This window comes from Agromyces cerinus subsp. cerinus, from assembly GCF_900142065.1.
Classification (GTDB): Bacteria; Actinomycetota; Actinomycetes; order Actinomycetales; family Microbacteriaceae; genus Agromyces; species Agromyces cerinus.
In genome coordinates, this window is the sequence record NZ_FSRJ01000005.1 from 57087 (window position 1) to 70488 (window position 13402).

12 protein-coding genes are annotated in these 13402 nt (G+C 70.6%); 8 read left to right on the forward strand and 4 right to left on the reverse strand.

All coding sequences use genetic code 11. The features are described 5' to 3' along the window. Positions 1–28: 28 nt before the first annotated feature. On the reverse strand, positions 29–901 hold the full coding sequence (folP, locus tag BUR99_RS17635) for a dihydropteroate synthase (protein ID WP_074261715.1): 873 nt from the start codon (positions 899–901) through the stop codon (positions 29–31). A gap of 119 nt (positions 902–1020) precedes the next feature. Between folP and BUR99_RS17640 the strand changes: the two genes are divergently transcribed. The 4 genes from BUR99_RS17640 (at position 1021) to BUR99_RS17655 (ending at position 4473) form a co-directional block, all read left to right on the forward strand. Next, entirely contained in the window at positions 1021–1713 is a 693-nt protein-coding gene (locus BUR99_RS17640; RefSeq protein WP_022894322.1) for a response regulator transcription factor, read from the forward strand. A 31-nt stretch (positions 1714–1744) separates the two neighbouring features. After that, positions 1745–3595, forward strand: a complete 1851-nt coding sequence (locus BUR99_RS17645; RefSeq protein WP_074261716.1) for a sensor histidine kinase — start codon at positions 1745–1747, stop codon at positions 3593–3595. A 172-nt stretch (positions 3596–3767) separates the two neighbouring features. Further along, entirely contained in the window at positions 3768–4058 is a 291-nt protein-coding gene (locus tag BUR99_RS17650) for a WXG100 family type VII secretion target (protein ID WP_074261717.1), read from the forward strand. A 112-nt stretch (positions 4059–4170) separates the two neighbouring features. Then, entirely contained in the window at positions 4171–4473 is a 303-nt protein-coding gene (locus tag BUR99_RS17655; RefSeq protein ID WP_143231705.1) for a hypothetical protein, read from the forward strand. 17 nt (positions 4474–4490) lie between these two features. Here the strand turns inward: BUR99_RS17655 and BUR99_RS17660 are convergent, their stop codons facing one another. Together BUR99_RS17660 and BUR99_RS17665 are read right to left on the reverse strand one after the other, a co-directional pair. Continuing rightward, on the reverse strand, positions 4491–5606 hold the full coding sequence (locus BUR99_RS17660) for a glycerate kinase (RefSeq protein ID WP_074261719.1): 1116 nt from the start codon (positions 5604–5606) through the stop codon (positions 4491–4493). Next, entirely contained in the window at positions 5603–6307 is a 705-nt protein-coding gene (locus tag BUR99_RS17665; RefSeq protein ID WP_074261720.1) for a ThuA domain-containing protein, read from the reverse strand. The genes BUR99_RS17660 and BUR99_RS17665 overlap by 4 nt, the downstream gene beginning before the upstream one ends. Positions 6308–6522: 215 nt before the next feature. Between BUR99_RS17665 and BUR99_RS17670 the strand changes: the two genes are divergently transcribed. The 4 genes from BUR99_RS17670 (at position 6523) to BUR99_RS17685 (ending at position 11110) form a co-directional block, all read left to right on the forward strand. Beyond that, entirely contained in the window at positions 6523–7575 is a 1053-nt protein-coding gene (locus BUR99_RS17670) for a LacI family DNA-binding transcriptional regulator (RefSeq protein WP_074261721.1), read from the forward strand. Positions 7576–7770: 195 nt separating this feature from the next. Then, positions 7771–9009: a Gfo/Idh/MocA family protein gene (locus tag BUR99_RS17675; RefSeq protein WP_084184124.1), complete on the forward strand. Its 1239-nt coding sequence runs from the start codon at positions 7771–7773 to the stop codon at positions 9007–9009. Positions 9010–9011: 2 nt separating this feature from the next. After that, positions 9012–10229, forward strand: coding sequence for a dihydrodipicolinate synthase family protein (locus BUR99_RS17680; protein ID WP_074261722.1), 1218 nt, complete (start codon positions 9012–9014; stop codon positions 10227–10229). Continuing rightward, positions 10226–11110, forward strand: coding sequence for a sugar phosphate isomerase/epimerase family protein (locus tag BUR99_RS17685; protein WP_074261723.1), 885 nt, complete (start codon positions 10226–10228; stop codon positions 11108–11110). The genes BUR99_RS17680 and BUR99_RS17685 overlap by 4 nt, the downstream gene beginning before the upstream one ends. 90 nt (positions 11111–11200) lie before the next feature. Here the strand turns inward: BUR99_RS17685 and BUR99_RS17690 are convergent, their stop codons facing one another. Further along, the gene (locus tag BUR99_RS17690; protein ID WP_074261724.1) at positions 11201–13219 is read right to left on the reverse strand and encodes an outer membrane protein assembly factor BamB family protein; all 2019 of its coding nucleotides are present in this window, start codon (positions 13217–13219) and stop codon (positions 11201–11203) included. Positions 13220–13402: the final 183 nt, after the last annotated feature.

Genomic DNA, 13402 nt, shown 5'->3' on the forward strand with positions numbered 1-13402 from the left:
TGCCCTTCTTGCACGTGCCCTCCGGCGCTCACTGGTTGTGCTCCAGGAACACGGGCTCGCGCCATCCCTCGATCGCCTCGACCATGCGCATGGCGTCGACGGTCTCGCGCACGTTGTGCACGCGCACGATGCGGGCGCCCTGCATGACGCAGTAGACGGCCGCGGCGATCGACCCCTCGATGCGCTGCTCGCGCGGCCGCCCGAGGCTCTCGCCCACGAAGTCCTTGTTCGAGAGCGCCACGAGGGTCGGGTAACCGAGGCTCGTGATCTCGGCGAGGCGGCGGGTCAGCTCGAGCGAGTGCAGCGTGTGCTTGTTGAGGTCGTGACCCGGGTCGACGATGATGCGATCGGATGCCACGCCTCGCGACTCGGCGAGCGCGACGCGCTCCGCGAGGAAGGCCGACACCTCGGCCACGACGTCGCCGTAGCGCGGCGAGGGATACGGCGTACGGGGTTTCGCGAGGCTGTGCGTGACGACGATCGTCGCCCCCGTCTCCGCGACGACGTCGGCCATGGCCGGGTCGTGGATGCCGGTCGTGTCGTTGACGACGTGCGCGCCCGCCGCGACGGCCGCACGAGCGACCTCGGGGAGGAACGTGTCGACCGAGATGACGGCGCCGGATCCGGCGAGCGCGGCGACGACGGGCACGACCCGCTCGATCTCCTCGTCGGCGGGGATGGCGGGGCCCGGCGCGAACTTCGCGCCCCCGATGTCGATCCAGTCGGCGCCCTGCTCGATGGCGAGGTGCGCTGCGGCGACGGCGGAGTCGAGCGCCTCGGTGCGTCCGCGGTCGTAGAAGGAATCGGGCGTGCGGTTGACGATCGCCATCACGGCGACCTCACGCGAGAAGTCGAACTCGCGGGGGCCGATGCGCCGGATCACCGGGGTTCGATTCGCCATGCTGCCGAGTCTTCCACGGCTGCCGCGGGCCTCCAATCCATGCGTCATCCGACACACCGGATCGGCGACCCTCGAAGAATGTTCAGGAAAGTTCCAGCCGATGCGCAGAGAATCATCACATGAGCGACGGACCACGAATTCTCATCGTCGACGACGAGCCCAACATCCGCGACCTTCTCACGACGAGCCTCAGGTTCGCCGGGTTCGCGGTGCGCGCGGTCGGCAATGGCGCGCAGACGATCTCGGCAGTGCTCGAGGAGGAACCCGATCTCATCATCCTCGACGTGATGCTGCCCGACATGAACGGCTTCGGCGTCACCAAGCGCCTGCGCTCGGCCGGGTACACCGCGCCGATCCTCTTCCTCACGGCGAAGGACGACACGGAGGACAAGATCACCGGCCTCACCGTCGGCGGCGACGACTACGTCACGAAGCCCTTCAGCCTCGACGAGATCGTCGCGCGCATCAAGGCGATCCTGCGCCGCACGATGCACGCCGAAGAAGACGCGGTGATCCGCACCGGCGAGCTGACCATGGACCAGGACACGCACGAGGTGCTCGTCGGCGACGTGCCCGTCGAGCTCTCCCCCACCGAGTTCAAGCTGCTGCGCTACCTGATGCTGAACCCCAACCGGGTGCTGTCGAAGGCGCAGATCCTCGACCACGTGTGGGAGTACGACTTCAACGGCGATGCCGGCATCGTGGAGAGCTACATCTCCTACCTCCGCCGCAAGCTCGATCAGCACTCGGCAGAGCCGCTGATCCAGACCAAGCGCGGATTCGGCTACATGCTGAAGTCCTCCAAGCCCTGACTCAGGAAGGCCCACCTAGACTCGGCCCGCCATGAATCAGATCTCCGAGCGGTGGAACCGCATCTCGCTGCGTACCAAGATCACGGGTGTCACCGTGCTCATGCTCACGCTCGGACTTCTGGTGTCCGGAATCGGCACTGCGGCGATGCTCCGCTCGTACGTCGAAGACCAGGTGAAGGTCAAGCTCGAGGCGATCGCGTCGGGCGACCTGCGCAAGTACTTCACCGACCAGGGTGAGGAGCCGAGCGAGCGGGCTCCCCTCGACGACCTCAGCTTCAAGCCCGATCTCGACGTGTTCGTCGCCGTCTACGACGCGGAGACGGGCAAGGTCGACAAGCACAACTGGCACGATCGCGACGGCGCGGAGCTGCCGCAGATCCCCGAGACGCTGACCGCCGCCGAGGTCAATGCGCGCAACCAGGGCCAGTTCTCGGTCTTCCCGATGATCGACGGCGACGGCAACGCGACCTTCCGCGCCGTCACCGCGCTGACCCTCGCCGACAATCACGGCAACTGGTCGCCGATCATCCTCGCGATCTCCTCGAAGGAGACCGAGCAGCTGCTCGCGATGTACCTGACGATCTTCTTCGGGTTCGGCTTCGGCGTGGTCCTGGTCGGCGCGCTGCTCACCCGGATGCTCGTGACGACCACGTTCATGCCGCTCCGCGAGGTCGAACGCACCGCGGCGGCGATCGCCGACGGCGACTTCAGCCAGCGCCTCGGCGGCGCGACGCCCAACACCGAGGTCGGGCGGCTCAACCGCTCGCTCAACACGATGCTGAACCGCATCGACCGGGCCTTCCGCGACCGCGCGCGCACGATCGACCAGATGCGCCGCTTCGTCGGCGACGCCTCGCACGAGCTGCGCACGCCGCTCGTGTCGGTGCGCGGCTACGCCGAGCTCTACCGCATGGGCGCGCTGCAGTCGCCCGACGAGGTGGGCCAGGCCATGGAGCGCATCGAGAAGGAGGCCATCCGCATGGGCCTCCTCGTCGAAGACCTGCTCGCGCTCGCTCGACTCGACGAGGCGAAGCCGCTCGAGCTCGCCGAGGTCGACCTCGTGCCGCTCGCGCGGGATGCCGCCCTCGACACGATGGCCGCCCACCCCGCCCGCACCGTCACGGTCATCGCACCCGAAGACCTGAGCGCGACGGATGCCTCGGGCGAGCCCGCTCCCGAACTCGAGGTCGAACTCGACCACGCGGGCGACCGCACCTCGCCTCCCACCGGGGCGATCTCGTTCGCCGGGGCGACGCTCGCGCGCCTCCGGGGACGTCGTCCGAAGGGCGAGGCCGCGACCACCACCGGCAGCCGCCGGGCCACGGCGAAGGCCGGCGGCTCGTCGACCGCGTCGAAGCGCGCCGCACGGGCATCGGCGGCGGCCTCCGCGGCTGCGGCCGCGGCTGCAACCGCAGCCTCCGACGCGATCGCCGCACCGCCGACGGCGCACGACTCGGGTGTTCCCGGCTCGCAGATGCCGGTTCGCCGCACCGTGGTGCTCGCCGAAGAGAACAAGATCCGCCAGGTCATCACGAACCTCATGGGCAACGCGATCCGCTTCACCGCACCCGAGAGCCCCATCGAGATCCGCATCTCGGTCGACGACGCGACCGAGCGGGCGATGATCGAGGTCGTCGACCACGGCGAGGGCATCCCGCCGCAGATCCGCGAGAAGATCTTCCAGCGCTTCTGGCGCGCCGACACGTCGCGCACCCGCGAGACGGGCGGGTCGGGCCTCGGCCTCGCGATCGTGTCCTCGATCGTGGCCGCGCACAACGGCACGGTCGACGTCGTCGAGACGCCCGGCGGCGGCGCCACCTTCCGCGTGTCCCTGCCCCTGGCCGGTTCGGCCGCCGCGCCGCAGCCGGTCACCGCCGACTGACCGTCGGTCGCGCGACCGTTCAGCGCGTCCGCGGCTCGTGCCCGGCAACCGCGCCCGGACTCCGCCTCAACAGGCGAGGAGCAGCGGATGTCGCGCACCACCGGCCCTCGATGACGATTCGTTCACCGGCCGCGCCGTAGCGTGGCGCGCACACCGAACGAAAGGGGCCGAGATGGCCGTCTACCACGTCGATGCCGAACAGGTGTCGGCCGCCACCCAGACCGTGCAGGGCACGATCGGGCGCATCCAATCCGAGGTGGCGTCGCTCCTCGGCCAGCTCTCGGGCCTGCAGTCGTCGTGGTCGGGCCAGGCGTCGACCGCGTTCCAGGGCGCGGTCGCCGACTGGCGGGCCACCCAACTGCAGGTCGAAGAGAGCCTCGCGGGCCTGAACCGTGCACTCGGCGTCGCAGCGGTGCAGTATTCCGACGCCGAACAGGCGAATGCGCGGCTGTTCCTGCGCTGAGGTTTCACCATGAGCTGCCGCGGCACCCCTTCCCTTCTGGGCATGGAGACATAGCATGGGGGCGAGACGTCGCCCCCATGACGGCGCCCCGACCAACGATGAGGGAGCGATGATGTCCGAATCGAACCGACCCGCTGAGCCGCAGTCCTCCGACGAGCCGAGCACGCCCGCCGGCACGGTCGACGCCACCGATGACCTCGAGGGCAGCTACACCGAGGTCGACGGCGAGGGGGCGCACGAGCGCACGGTCGCCGGCGCATACGTCCGTACCGATGGCGCCGACGACGACGAGTCGACCGTCGGCGACTACACCTCGACCGACGGTCACGCCGACAGCCACGATCCGGCCGAGCGCCACGGCAAGTTCGTCGGCGCCGAACCGCCGAAGCCGCACCCCGGGCTGCACCACATCTGACGAGGCGCGCGAGCCGTTCAGCTCGTCGCGACGACACCGATCCCGCCGGCGAGCTGAGCGCCTGCGGCCTCGAGCCAGCGCAGCGGATCCGCCATCGCGGGTTCCGCCCCACCGGCGAGCCCGGCCAGGGCGACGGATGCCGCGAACCCACGCGGCTCCGCCGTGATCGCACCGGCGACGAGCGCCACCGGCACGTCGCGCGCCGCAGCCAGCCGGGCGACCTCGCTCGGCGCCTTGCCCGCCTCGGACTGTCCGTCGAATCGCCCCTCACCGGTGATCACGAGGTCGGCGCCGACGAGGTCGGCGCCGAGCCCGACGGCGTCGGCGACGAGTGCCGCTCCGCCGCCCATGACCGCGCCCCATGCGAGCAGGCCGAACCCGGTGCCACCGGCCGCACCGGCGCCGGGGGTCTCCGGTGAGGAGTCGGGAACGAGGCGTGCGAACCGGGCGAGGTTCGCCTCGAGCACGGGGACGGTCGCGGCATCCGCGCCCTTCTGCGGGCCGAAGACGGCTGCGGCTCCCCCCTCTCCGAGCAAGGGGTTCGTGACGTCGCCGAGGATCAGCGCCCCTCCGGGTGGCAGCGAGCGCAGACCCCTGAGATCGACGAGGGCGAGGGCGCCGAGCCCCCGATTGCCGAACGGCACCGGAGCCCCGTCTGCATCGAGGAACCGGGCGCCGAGGGCGGAGAGCGCTCCCGTGCCGCCGTCGCTCGACGCACTGCCGCCGAGCGCGAGCAGGAGCCGGTCGACGCCGGCGTCGAGTGCGTCGGCGATCGCCTCGCCGAAGCCCGCCGAGTGCGCGTCGAGGGGCGCGAGCGGGTCGACCAGGGTGATTCCCGACGTCGCCGCGAGTTCGACGACGCCCGTGCCGTCGGGCAGCAGCAGCCAGTGCGTCGCCACCGGCGCGGACCCCGCCCCGGAGACCGGACCATGCACCGTGACCGGCATCCGCCTCGCGCCCGGCACGGCGGCCTCGAAGGCGTCGAGCGTGCCCTCGCCGCCGTCGGCCATGGGCCGGGCGATCACCTCGTCGTCGGCGCGCACCGAGCGCCATCCGCGCGCGATGGCGGCCGCGGCATCCGCTGCGTTCGCCGTGCCCTTGAACGAGTCGGGCGCGATGACGACCCGGCTCACCGCTCGTTCGCCGTCGGTGCCGGCACGCGCGCGAGCCAGGCGAGCGAGGCGGCGAGGAGCGCCCGATGACCGGCCGAGTCGTAGGAGCGGGCATCGTGGCCCAAGGCGTCGTAGACGAGGCGCGAGCGGCCGAACTCCCGGGCCCACACGAGCGGATGGCGCATGCCCTCGTGTTCGTGCTCGGCGATCGGCTCGATCACGTCGTCGAGCCGGAAGTCGGTGTAGCGCTCGTCGAACACGGTGAAGTCGACGAGTCCCTGGGCGATCGCGTGGTTGCCCACGAGGTGAACCGCAGCCTCGCCGATGGGCGGATGCCACGAGCTGTCGCGCACCCAACGCGCACCGAGTGCCCGCTCGAACGCGGGATAGTCGTGCAGGCTCGCCGCTGCCGTGTGCACGGCGAGGATGCCGAGGCCACGGTCGATCGCCCGTTCGAGAGCGGCGTTCGCCGCATCGAGCACTGCTGCCTCGGGCACGACACCGGTCTCCCCCTCGGGCGCCGGCACGTGCGGGTCGCCGGTGTTCACGACGATGAGCGTGACGTCGTCGGGCAGTGCGGCGAGTGCCGCATCGGCGTCGTCGACGATGTCGACGGCGAACCCGGCCTCTGCGACGAGCTCGGCGAGCGCCGCACTCGTCTCGGAGTGGCGGTGCCACGGGTCGGCGTACCGACCGGAACCGTTCAGAATCACGGCACGCATGGCGCCTCCTCGCGTTTCGGGCATCTTATCGCTCACGCCAGCTCGCGAGCCGTGCCCGGTCATGCCCGCACAACCGCCGTCGCTCACGGACCCGAGTCGGGTAAGCGCTATCCATCATGGTTCAATTCCTACCAGCCGACCGTCGGGCCGCCAAACTCCCCTGACCCCGCGCGATAGGGTCGAGCCGCAGAAGCACCGCACGAGTTGGAGGGCCGATGACCGTCGGAGGCACGAACGGCGAGCGACGCGCACCGGCCACGCTCCACGATGTCGCGCGCGAGGCGGGCGTCTCGTTGGCCACCGCGTCGCGGTCGCTGAACGGCAGCACCCGGAAGGTCAACGAGGAGTACCGACAGCGCGTGCTCGCCGCGGCAGCGAAGCTCGACTACTCGCCGAACCTCTCCGCCCAGGCCGTGGCTCGCGGTACGTCGACGACCGTCGCGTTGCTCGTCGCCGACATCGCGGACCCCTACTTCGCCCAGATCGCCGCCGGCGTCGTCCGCGAGGCGGACCACGAGGGCCTCATCGTCACGATGGCGGCGACCGAACGGGACTCGGAGCGGGAGCTCGAACTCGTCCGGAGCCTCCGAGGCCAGCGCCCTCGTGTCATGATCCTCGCCGCTTCGCGCCGCGCCGACGACCCGGCCGCCACGGCCCTCGCCGAAGAGCTGCGGGCATTCGAGGCCAACGGCGGCAGGGTGGCGTTCATCGGCGCGACCGAGGCCCCCCATCGCAGCGTCGCGCTCGACAACGCGGCAGGGGCCGAGGCACTCGCGCGAGCGCTCGTCCAGGCGGGCTACCGGGGCTTCGCCGCACTCACCGGCGCCGAGGGGCTGCGAACAGCCGAGGACCGCCTCGGCGGATTCCTCGCCGGCCTGGCGGCCTCCGATCTCACCATCGCCCCCGAACACATCGTGCGCCCGGCATTCACGCGCGATGGCGGCTACGACGGCATGCGCACCCTCGTCGAGCTGGGCATCGGCGAGATCGATGTCGTCTTCGCCGCCAACGACGTCATGGCCGTCGGTGCGATGTCCGCGATCCGCGACGCCGGACTCGTCCCCGGACGGGACGTCGCCATCGCGGGGTTCGACGACATTCCGACCGCGCGCGACGTCACCCCTCCCCTGAGCACCGTGCGGCTCCCCCTCGAGGAGGTCGGTCGTCGGGCATTGCGCCTCGCGCTCGACACCATCGGCCCCGGCGACGACCTGCCGGTACGGGCCGAGGTCGTTCTGCGGGCCTCCACGCCGACTCGCGCCCGCTGAGCCGTGTCGCGGTGACCCGCGCCCGCTGAGCCTCGGCACTCGCACACCCGAGCACCCGAGCACCCGAGCACCCGAGCACCCGAGCACCCACGATGTTGCAGATCCGTCACGGCTGTCCTACTCTCGGGTAAACGCTTTCCGGCCGCATGAGGCGAGCAATCGCCGATGGCCGACGACTCGAGAAGGACGAAGCACATGGTCGATCACTCCACCCCCGAATCCATCGGCATCATCATGAACGGCGTCTCGGGCCGCATGGGCTACCGCCAGCACCTCGTGCGGTCGATCCTCGCGATCCGCGAGCAGGGCGGTGTGCTCCTCGCCGACGGCGAGACCCGCGTGCAGGTCGAGCCGATCCTCGTCGGCCGCAGCGAGAAGAAGCTCGCCGACCTCGCGGCCAAGCACGGCATCGAGCACTACACGACGAACCTCGACGAGGCGCTCGCCGACGACCGCTGGCAGATCTACGCCGACTTCCTCGTGACGAAGGCGCGCAAGGCCGCGATCACGAAGGCCATCGCGGCCGGCAAGGCGATCTACACCGAGAAGCCCACCGCCGAGTCCTTCGAGGAGGCCCTCGAGCTCGCCCTCCTGGCTGACGAGGCCGGCATCAAGAACGGCGTCGTGCACGACAAGCTCTACCTGCCGGGACTGCAGAAGCTCAAGCGGCTCATCGACTCGGGCTTCTTCGGCCGCATCCTGAGCGTGCGCGGCGAGTTCGGCTACTGGGTCTTCGAGGGCGACTGGCAGCCCGCCCAGCGCCCCAGCTGGAACTACCGCGCCGAGGACGGCGGCGGCATCATCGTCGACATGTTCCCCCACTGGAACTACGTGCTCGAGAACCTCTTCGGCCGCGTCGAGTCGGTCTACGCCAAGGCCGTCACCGAGATCCCCGAGCGCGTCGACGAGCGCGGCGAGGCCTACCCCGCCACAGCCGACGACGCCGCCTACGCGATCTTCGAGCTCGAGGGCGGCGTGATCGCCCAGCTCAACTCCAGCTGGACCACGCGCGTCAACCGAGACGAGCTCGTCGAGTTCCAGGTCGACGGCACGCACGGCTCGGCGGTCGTCGGCCTCTTCGGCTGCAAGATCCAGCCGCGCAACGCGACGCCCAAGCCCGTGTGGAACCCCGACCTCGCCGACGAGCACGACTACGCCGGCGACTGGATCGAGAGCCCCGGCAACCGCGAGTTCGAGAACGGCTTCAAGACGCAGTGGGAGGAGTTCATCCGCCACGTCGTCGAAGACGGCCCCAACGAGTTCGACTTCCTCGCCGGCGCGCGCGGCGTGCTCCTCGCGGAGCAGGGCCTCGCCTCGAGCCGCGAGGGCCGTCGCATCGAGCTCCCGGTCGTCACGCTCGACTCGGGACTGAGCACTGCGGATGTCGCAACCGACGCCGCCGCGGACGCTGCAGAGTTCGCGGGGGTCCGCTGACCATGACCTCGCTCACCCTCCTCGACGCCGACGGCGCCCTGCGCGCCGCGGAACTCGCCGAGGCTCCGGCATTCGGGAAGCCGCGGCATCCGCTCTCGAGTCGCGTCGCGTACGCGGCCGCGCACGTCGTGCCGAAGGCCCACGCCGACAACACGCCCGGGCAACCGGCCGAGATCGACTGGGACGCCACGCTCGCGTTCCGCCACCACGTGTGGTCGTGGGGGCTCGGCGTCGCCGATGCCATGGACACAGCGCAGCGCAACATGGGCCTCGATGCGGCTGCCACGCGCGAGCTCATCTCGCGCAGCGCCGCGGAGGCGGCATCCGTCGGCGGCAGGCTCGTCGTCGGCGTGAACACCGATCACGTCGACGAGGAGCACATCCCGCTCGATCGGATCATCGACGCCTACAAGGAACAGCTGCACCACGCTGAAGACGCGGGCGCCGGCGTGGTGCTCATGGCGAGCCGCCACCTGGCGCGCGCCGCGCAGACGGCAGACGACTACCGCCGCGTCTACCGCGAGGTGCTCGCCGCCGCGAGCACGCCCGTCGTGCTGCACTGGCTCGGCACCGCGTTCGACCCGGCGCTGGCCGGCTACTTCGGATCCGACGACACGGATGCCGCGGCCGAGACGCTGCTGCAGATCATCGGCTCAGCCGGCGACACGGTGCAGGGCGTGAAGATGAGCCTGCTCGACGCCGACGCCGAGATCGCCGTGCGCCGTCGCCTGCCGGAGTCGGCGCGCATGTTCACGGGCGACGACTTCCACTACGTGGGGCTCATCGAGGGCGACCCTTCGACCGGCTCAGGGCAGGCGGGCACCTACTCCGACGCCCTGCTCGGCGCGTTCTCGTGCCTCGCGCCGAACGCGTCGGCCGCGATCCAGGCGCTCGACCGAGGCGACGTCGCGGCGTACCGCGAGATCCTCGCACCGACCGAACCGCTCTCGCAGCAGGTGTTCGCCTCGCCGACGTACTACTACAAGACGGGAGTCGCGTTCCTGTCATGGCTGAACGGGCACCAGCCGGCGTTCCAGATGGTGGGCGGTCTGCACGCGTCGCGCAGCCTTCCGCACCTGTCTCGCATCGTCGAGCTCGCGAACACGTCGGGCGCCCTCGAGCGCCCCGAGCTCGCGGCGGCACGCTGGCATTCGCTGCTCACGCTGAACGGCGTCGACCTCGCGAATGCCCCGGCGGATGCGACAGAGGTGTTCGCATGAACGCGCACCCCCGTCTCTCGCTGAACCAGGCCACGATCAAGTACGCCTCACTCGACGAGGCGCTCCGCGTCACGGTCGAAGCCGGTTACCGGTCGATCGGCCTCTGGCGCGAGCCCGTCGCCGACCTCGGTCTCGACGAGGCGGCGCGTCGCGTCGCGGACTCGGGCCTACGCGTCTCGAGTCTCTGCCGCGGCGGGTTCTTCACGCTGCCGGAGGGCGTCGAACGTCGAGCCGCGATCGATGAGAACCGTCGTGCGATCGATGAGACCGCGACGCTTGCGGCCGCGGGAGCGTCCGGTTCCGCGGCGGTGCTCGTGCTCGTGGCCGGCGGCATCCCCGCGGGCTCGACCGACCTCGTCGGCGCGCGAGCCCGAGTGGGCGATGCCCTCGCCGAGCTGGTGCCGCACGCGGCATCCGCCGGGGTCACTCTCGCGATCGAGCCGCTGCACCCGATGTATGCGGCCGACCGCGCCGTCGTGTCGACGCTCGGGCAGGCGCTCGACCTCGCCGAGCCGTTCGACGCCTCGGCCGTGGGGGTCGTCGTCGACACGTTCCACATCTGGTGGGACCCGGAGGTGTTCGAGCAGATCGCGCGCGCCGGGGCATCCGGTCGCATCGCGAGCTACCAGGTGTGCGACTGGCAGACGCCGCTCGCGGCGGACGTGCTGCTCTCGCGCCACTACCCGGGCGACGGGGTCATCGACTTCGCGGGCTTCACGCGGGCCGTCGAAGCTGCAGGCTACCGCGGCGACATCGAGGTCGAGATCTTCAACCAGGCGATCTGGGATGCGCCGTGGCGCGAGGTGGCCGCGCGCACGGCGATGGCCTTCGACGCCGTCGTGGCAGCGGAGCTCGATCCGGTCGCCGTCTCCACGACGTAGCCTCGACGCCCCAGGGCGTGGCCGCGAGCCCGCCACCGACGAATGCCGCGCCGATGCATCCGGCGCGGCATTCGTCATCGGCGCCGCAGGTCAGCTGCGCGGACGGTCATCGATCTGCACGAGGTTCCGACCGCGCATCGTGTAGAGGCGCCCCTGCTCGTCGTTGGTGATGTGGGAGCCGCTGTACCAGCTTCCGTTGATGTCGGGAACCACGACCGTGGCAGCGAACGTCGTGGGATCGAAGCGGAACAGGTCGGTGTCCGAGACGGCATAGACCACACCCCTGTTGGTCACCATGGCGGCGTACCCGGAGCTGAGGGAACTGTGGTCGGCGGTGTGCACCACGGTCCGCCGCGTCAGGTCGATGACGAAGAAGCCGCCCCTCCGCGTCAGTCCGTAGAGGTGACGCCCCCGCACCGCGAGGGCGGCGATGCCCGACCCCGGCAGCGGAGCAGTACGCCAGAGCTCTTCACCCGTCACCGGGTCGAAGGCGACGACGGTACCCGGCCCATCGGCGTTCTGGAGACCGCCTCCCAGGTAGGCGACGCCCTCTCGGCTGACGACCGCGCGCACGTACTGCGTGGCGTCGATGGGGTTGGTGAAGAGTTTCGACTGCTCGGTCTGCGGGTCGTAGGTCCAGAGCGACCCGCCTCCCACCGTGTCCGACTGGACGCCGACCAGCGCCAGCCCGTGCACGTCGTCCCAGCACACGTCGTGCGGCCGGTTCTGCTCGCCAGGGAACTCTGCGACCTTGGTGATCGGTCGCCCGTCGCGCGGGTCGTACCTCCAGATGCCTTCCGAGCTGTACTGACCGGTGAGCAGCACGCCCCCGACGACGATGGCGTCCTTGGCCTCGCCGGGCGCACGCAAGTACTCGACCGGTCCGCCCGCGAGCCGGTGGTGCGCCACGGTGCCCGATCCGCCGACGAAGACCGACCCGAGCCCGGCTGCCACACCCATGGCCGCCTGTGCGGCAGCCGGTGCACCTGCGGCCGCCAGGTCGGTGACGACGGATGTCCCCGCCACGGGGTCGATCTGCAGCACGAAGCCGTACGACGAGGTGGCGACGAGCGTGCCGCCCCCGCTGTCGAGTCCCCACACCTCGGCGACCGCCGGGCCATCGAACTCGACCGGCGCGACGACGCCCGACGCGGGCGAGTACGACAGGATCGTGCCTTCGTTCGCGAAGTACACGGTGTCGCCGATCATCGCGAACTTCTTCGCGGTCTTCCCGATCGAGGTTGCGATCGAGTAGCTGGTGAGGTCGTCGAGGTCCATGACGGCGACCTTCGACTGCGCGGTCGATGCGGCCGATCCCACCACGAGCTTGCCGCCGATGACGGCGAGCTCACGGATGCTCGGGTCGTTCAGCATCTCGGCGGGGGTGATGTCGCGGGAGGCGCCGCCGGCACGGTCGTAGGCGAACAGGCCGGCCCGCGCTGCGCCACCGCCGAAGAGCGTGCCTCCGCCGAAGAAGACGGTCGTCTCGGTGGCCGCAACGGCTCGGGCGCCAGTCGCCGCCGGGTCCGGGGTGCCGAGGTTCGCCACCTGACCGGTCACGGGGTCGTACTCCCACAGAGCCGGAGTCCCAGCACCGCTTCCGACCGCGTAGAGCCGACCGTCGGGCGAGACGGCGACGGCGCGCACGTCGCGATCACCGATGCGACCGATTGCTTCAGCCGGCGTTCCGAGCGTCGTGACGTCCCACCGATACAGGTTGGGCTGCGGCCCGCCCGCCTTCTGCAGCACGCCCGCGTAGACGTAGCGACCAGTGGGGTCTGCGGCCATCGCCTGCAGGGAGTGCCCGGTTCCGATCTCGGTCATGCCGATGACCCGGCCGGTCGGGAGGTGAAGGGCGACGATGCGTGCCGGTTCGACGTTGCGCGAGCCGATGTACACGGTGTCGCCGATGGTCACGGAGCTCATCAACGAGAACTGCACCACCGCCGGGCCGAGGTCGGTGATGATCGGCTCGAGCGATTGCGCCGTCGGCGTCGCGCCCGCAGCGTGGGCCGGAGCCGAGGACATGAGCGCAGCGATCACGGCGAGGCCGCCGGCCCCGCCGGCCTGGAGGGCCACGCGTCTCGTGAGCGTCGGGTTGTGGTTCATCAGAACTCCTTCGGTCTGTCGGCGTGCGCTGCACGCCCATCTCAGGAAACCTGCTCGGGAGCAGGACCTCAATGATTCGAACAACTCCGAACATCCCGTTGCCGGGCGAACGTCCGAGAGGGTCCGGGAACGCCGTAAGCCTGCTGAATCATCGCCCCGAAGCCGCTTCGACGGCATGCACAA

Bases quoted from the DNA above. Each gene is read 5' to 3' on its own strand.
- folP (WP_074261715.1), bottom strand. From the start codon at position 901: ATGGCGAATCGAACCCCGGTGATCCGGCGCATCGGCCCCCGCGAGTTC.
- BUR99_RS17640 (WP_022894322.1), top strand. From the start codon at position 1,021: ATGAGCGACGGACCACGAATTCTCATCGTCGACGACGAGCCCAACATC.
- BUR99_RS17645 (WP_074261716.1), top strand. From the start codon at position 1,745: ATGAATCAGATCTCCGAGCGGTGGAACCGCATCTCGCTGCGTACCAAG.
- BUR99_RS17650 (WP_074261717.1), top strand. From the start codon at position 3,768: ATGGCCGTCTACCACGTCGATGCCGAACAGGTGTCGGCCGCCACCCAG.
- BUR99_RS17655 (WP_143231705.1), top strand. From the start codon at position 4,171: ATGTCCGAATCGAACCGACCCGCTGAGCCGCAGTCCTCCGACGAGCCG.
- BUR99_RS17665 (WP_074261720.1), bottom strand. From the start codon at position 6,307: ATGCGTGCCGTGATTCTGAACGGTTCCGGTCGGTACGCCGACCCGTGG.
- BUR99_RS17670 (WP_074261721.1), top strand. From the start codon at position 6,523: ATGACCGTCGGAGGCACGAACGGCGAGCGACGCGCACCGGCCACGCTC.
- BUR99_RS17675 (WP_084184124.1), top strand. From the start codon at position 7,771: ATGGTCGATCACTCCACCCCCGAATCCATCGGCATCATCATGAACGGC.
- BUR99_RS17680 (WP_074261722.1), top strand. From the start codon at position 9,012: ATGACCTCGCTCACCCTCCTCGACGCCGACGGCGCCCTGCGCGCCGCG.
- BUR99_RS17685 (WP_074261723.1), top strand. From the start codon at position 10,226: ATGAACGCGCACCCCCGTCTCTCGCTGAACCAGGCCACGATCAAGTAC.
- BUR99_RS17690 (WP_074261724.1), bottom strand. From the start codon at position 13,219: ATGAACCACAACCCGACGCTCACGAGACGCGTGGCCCTCCAGGCCGGC.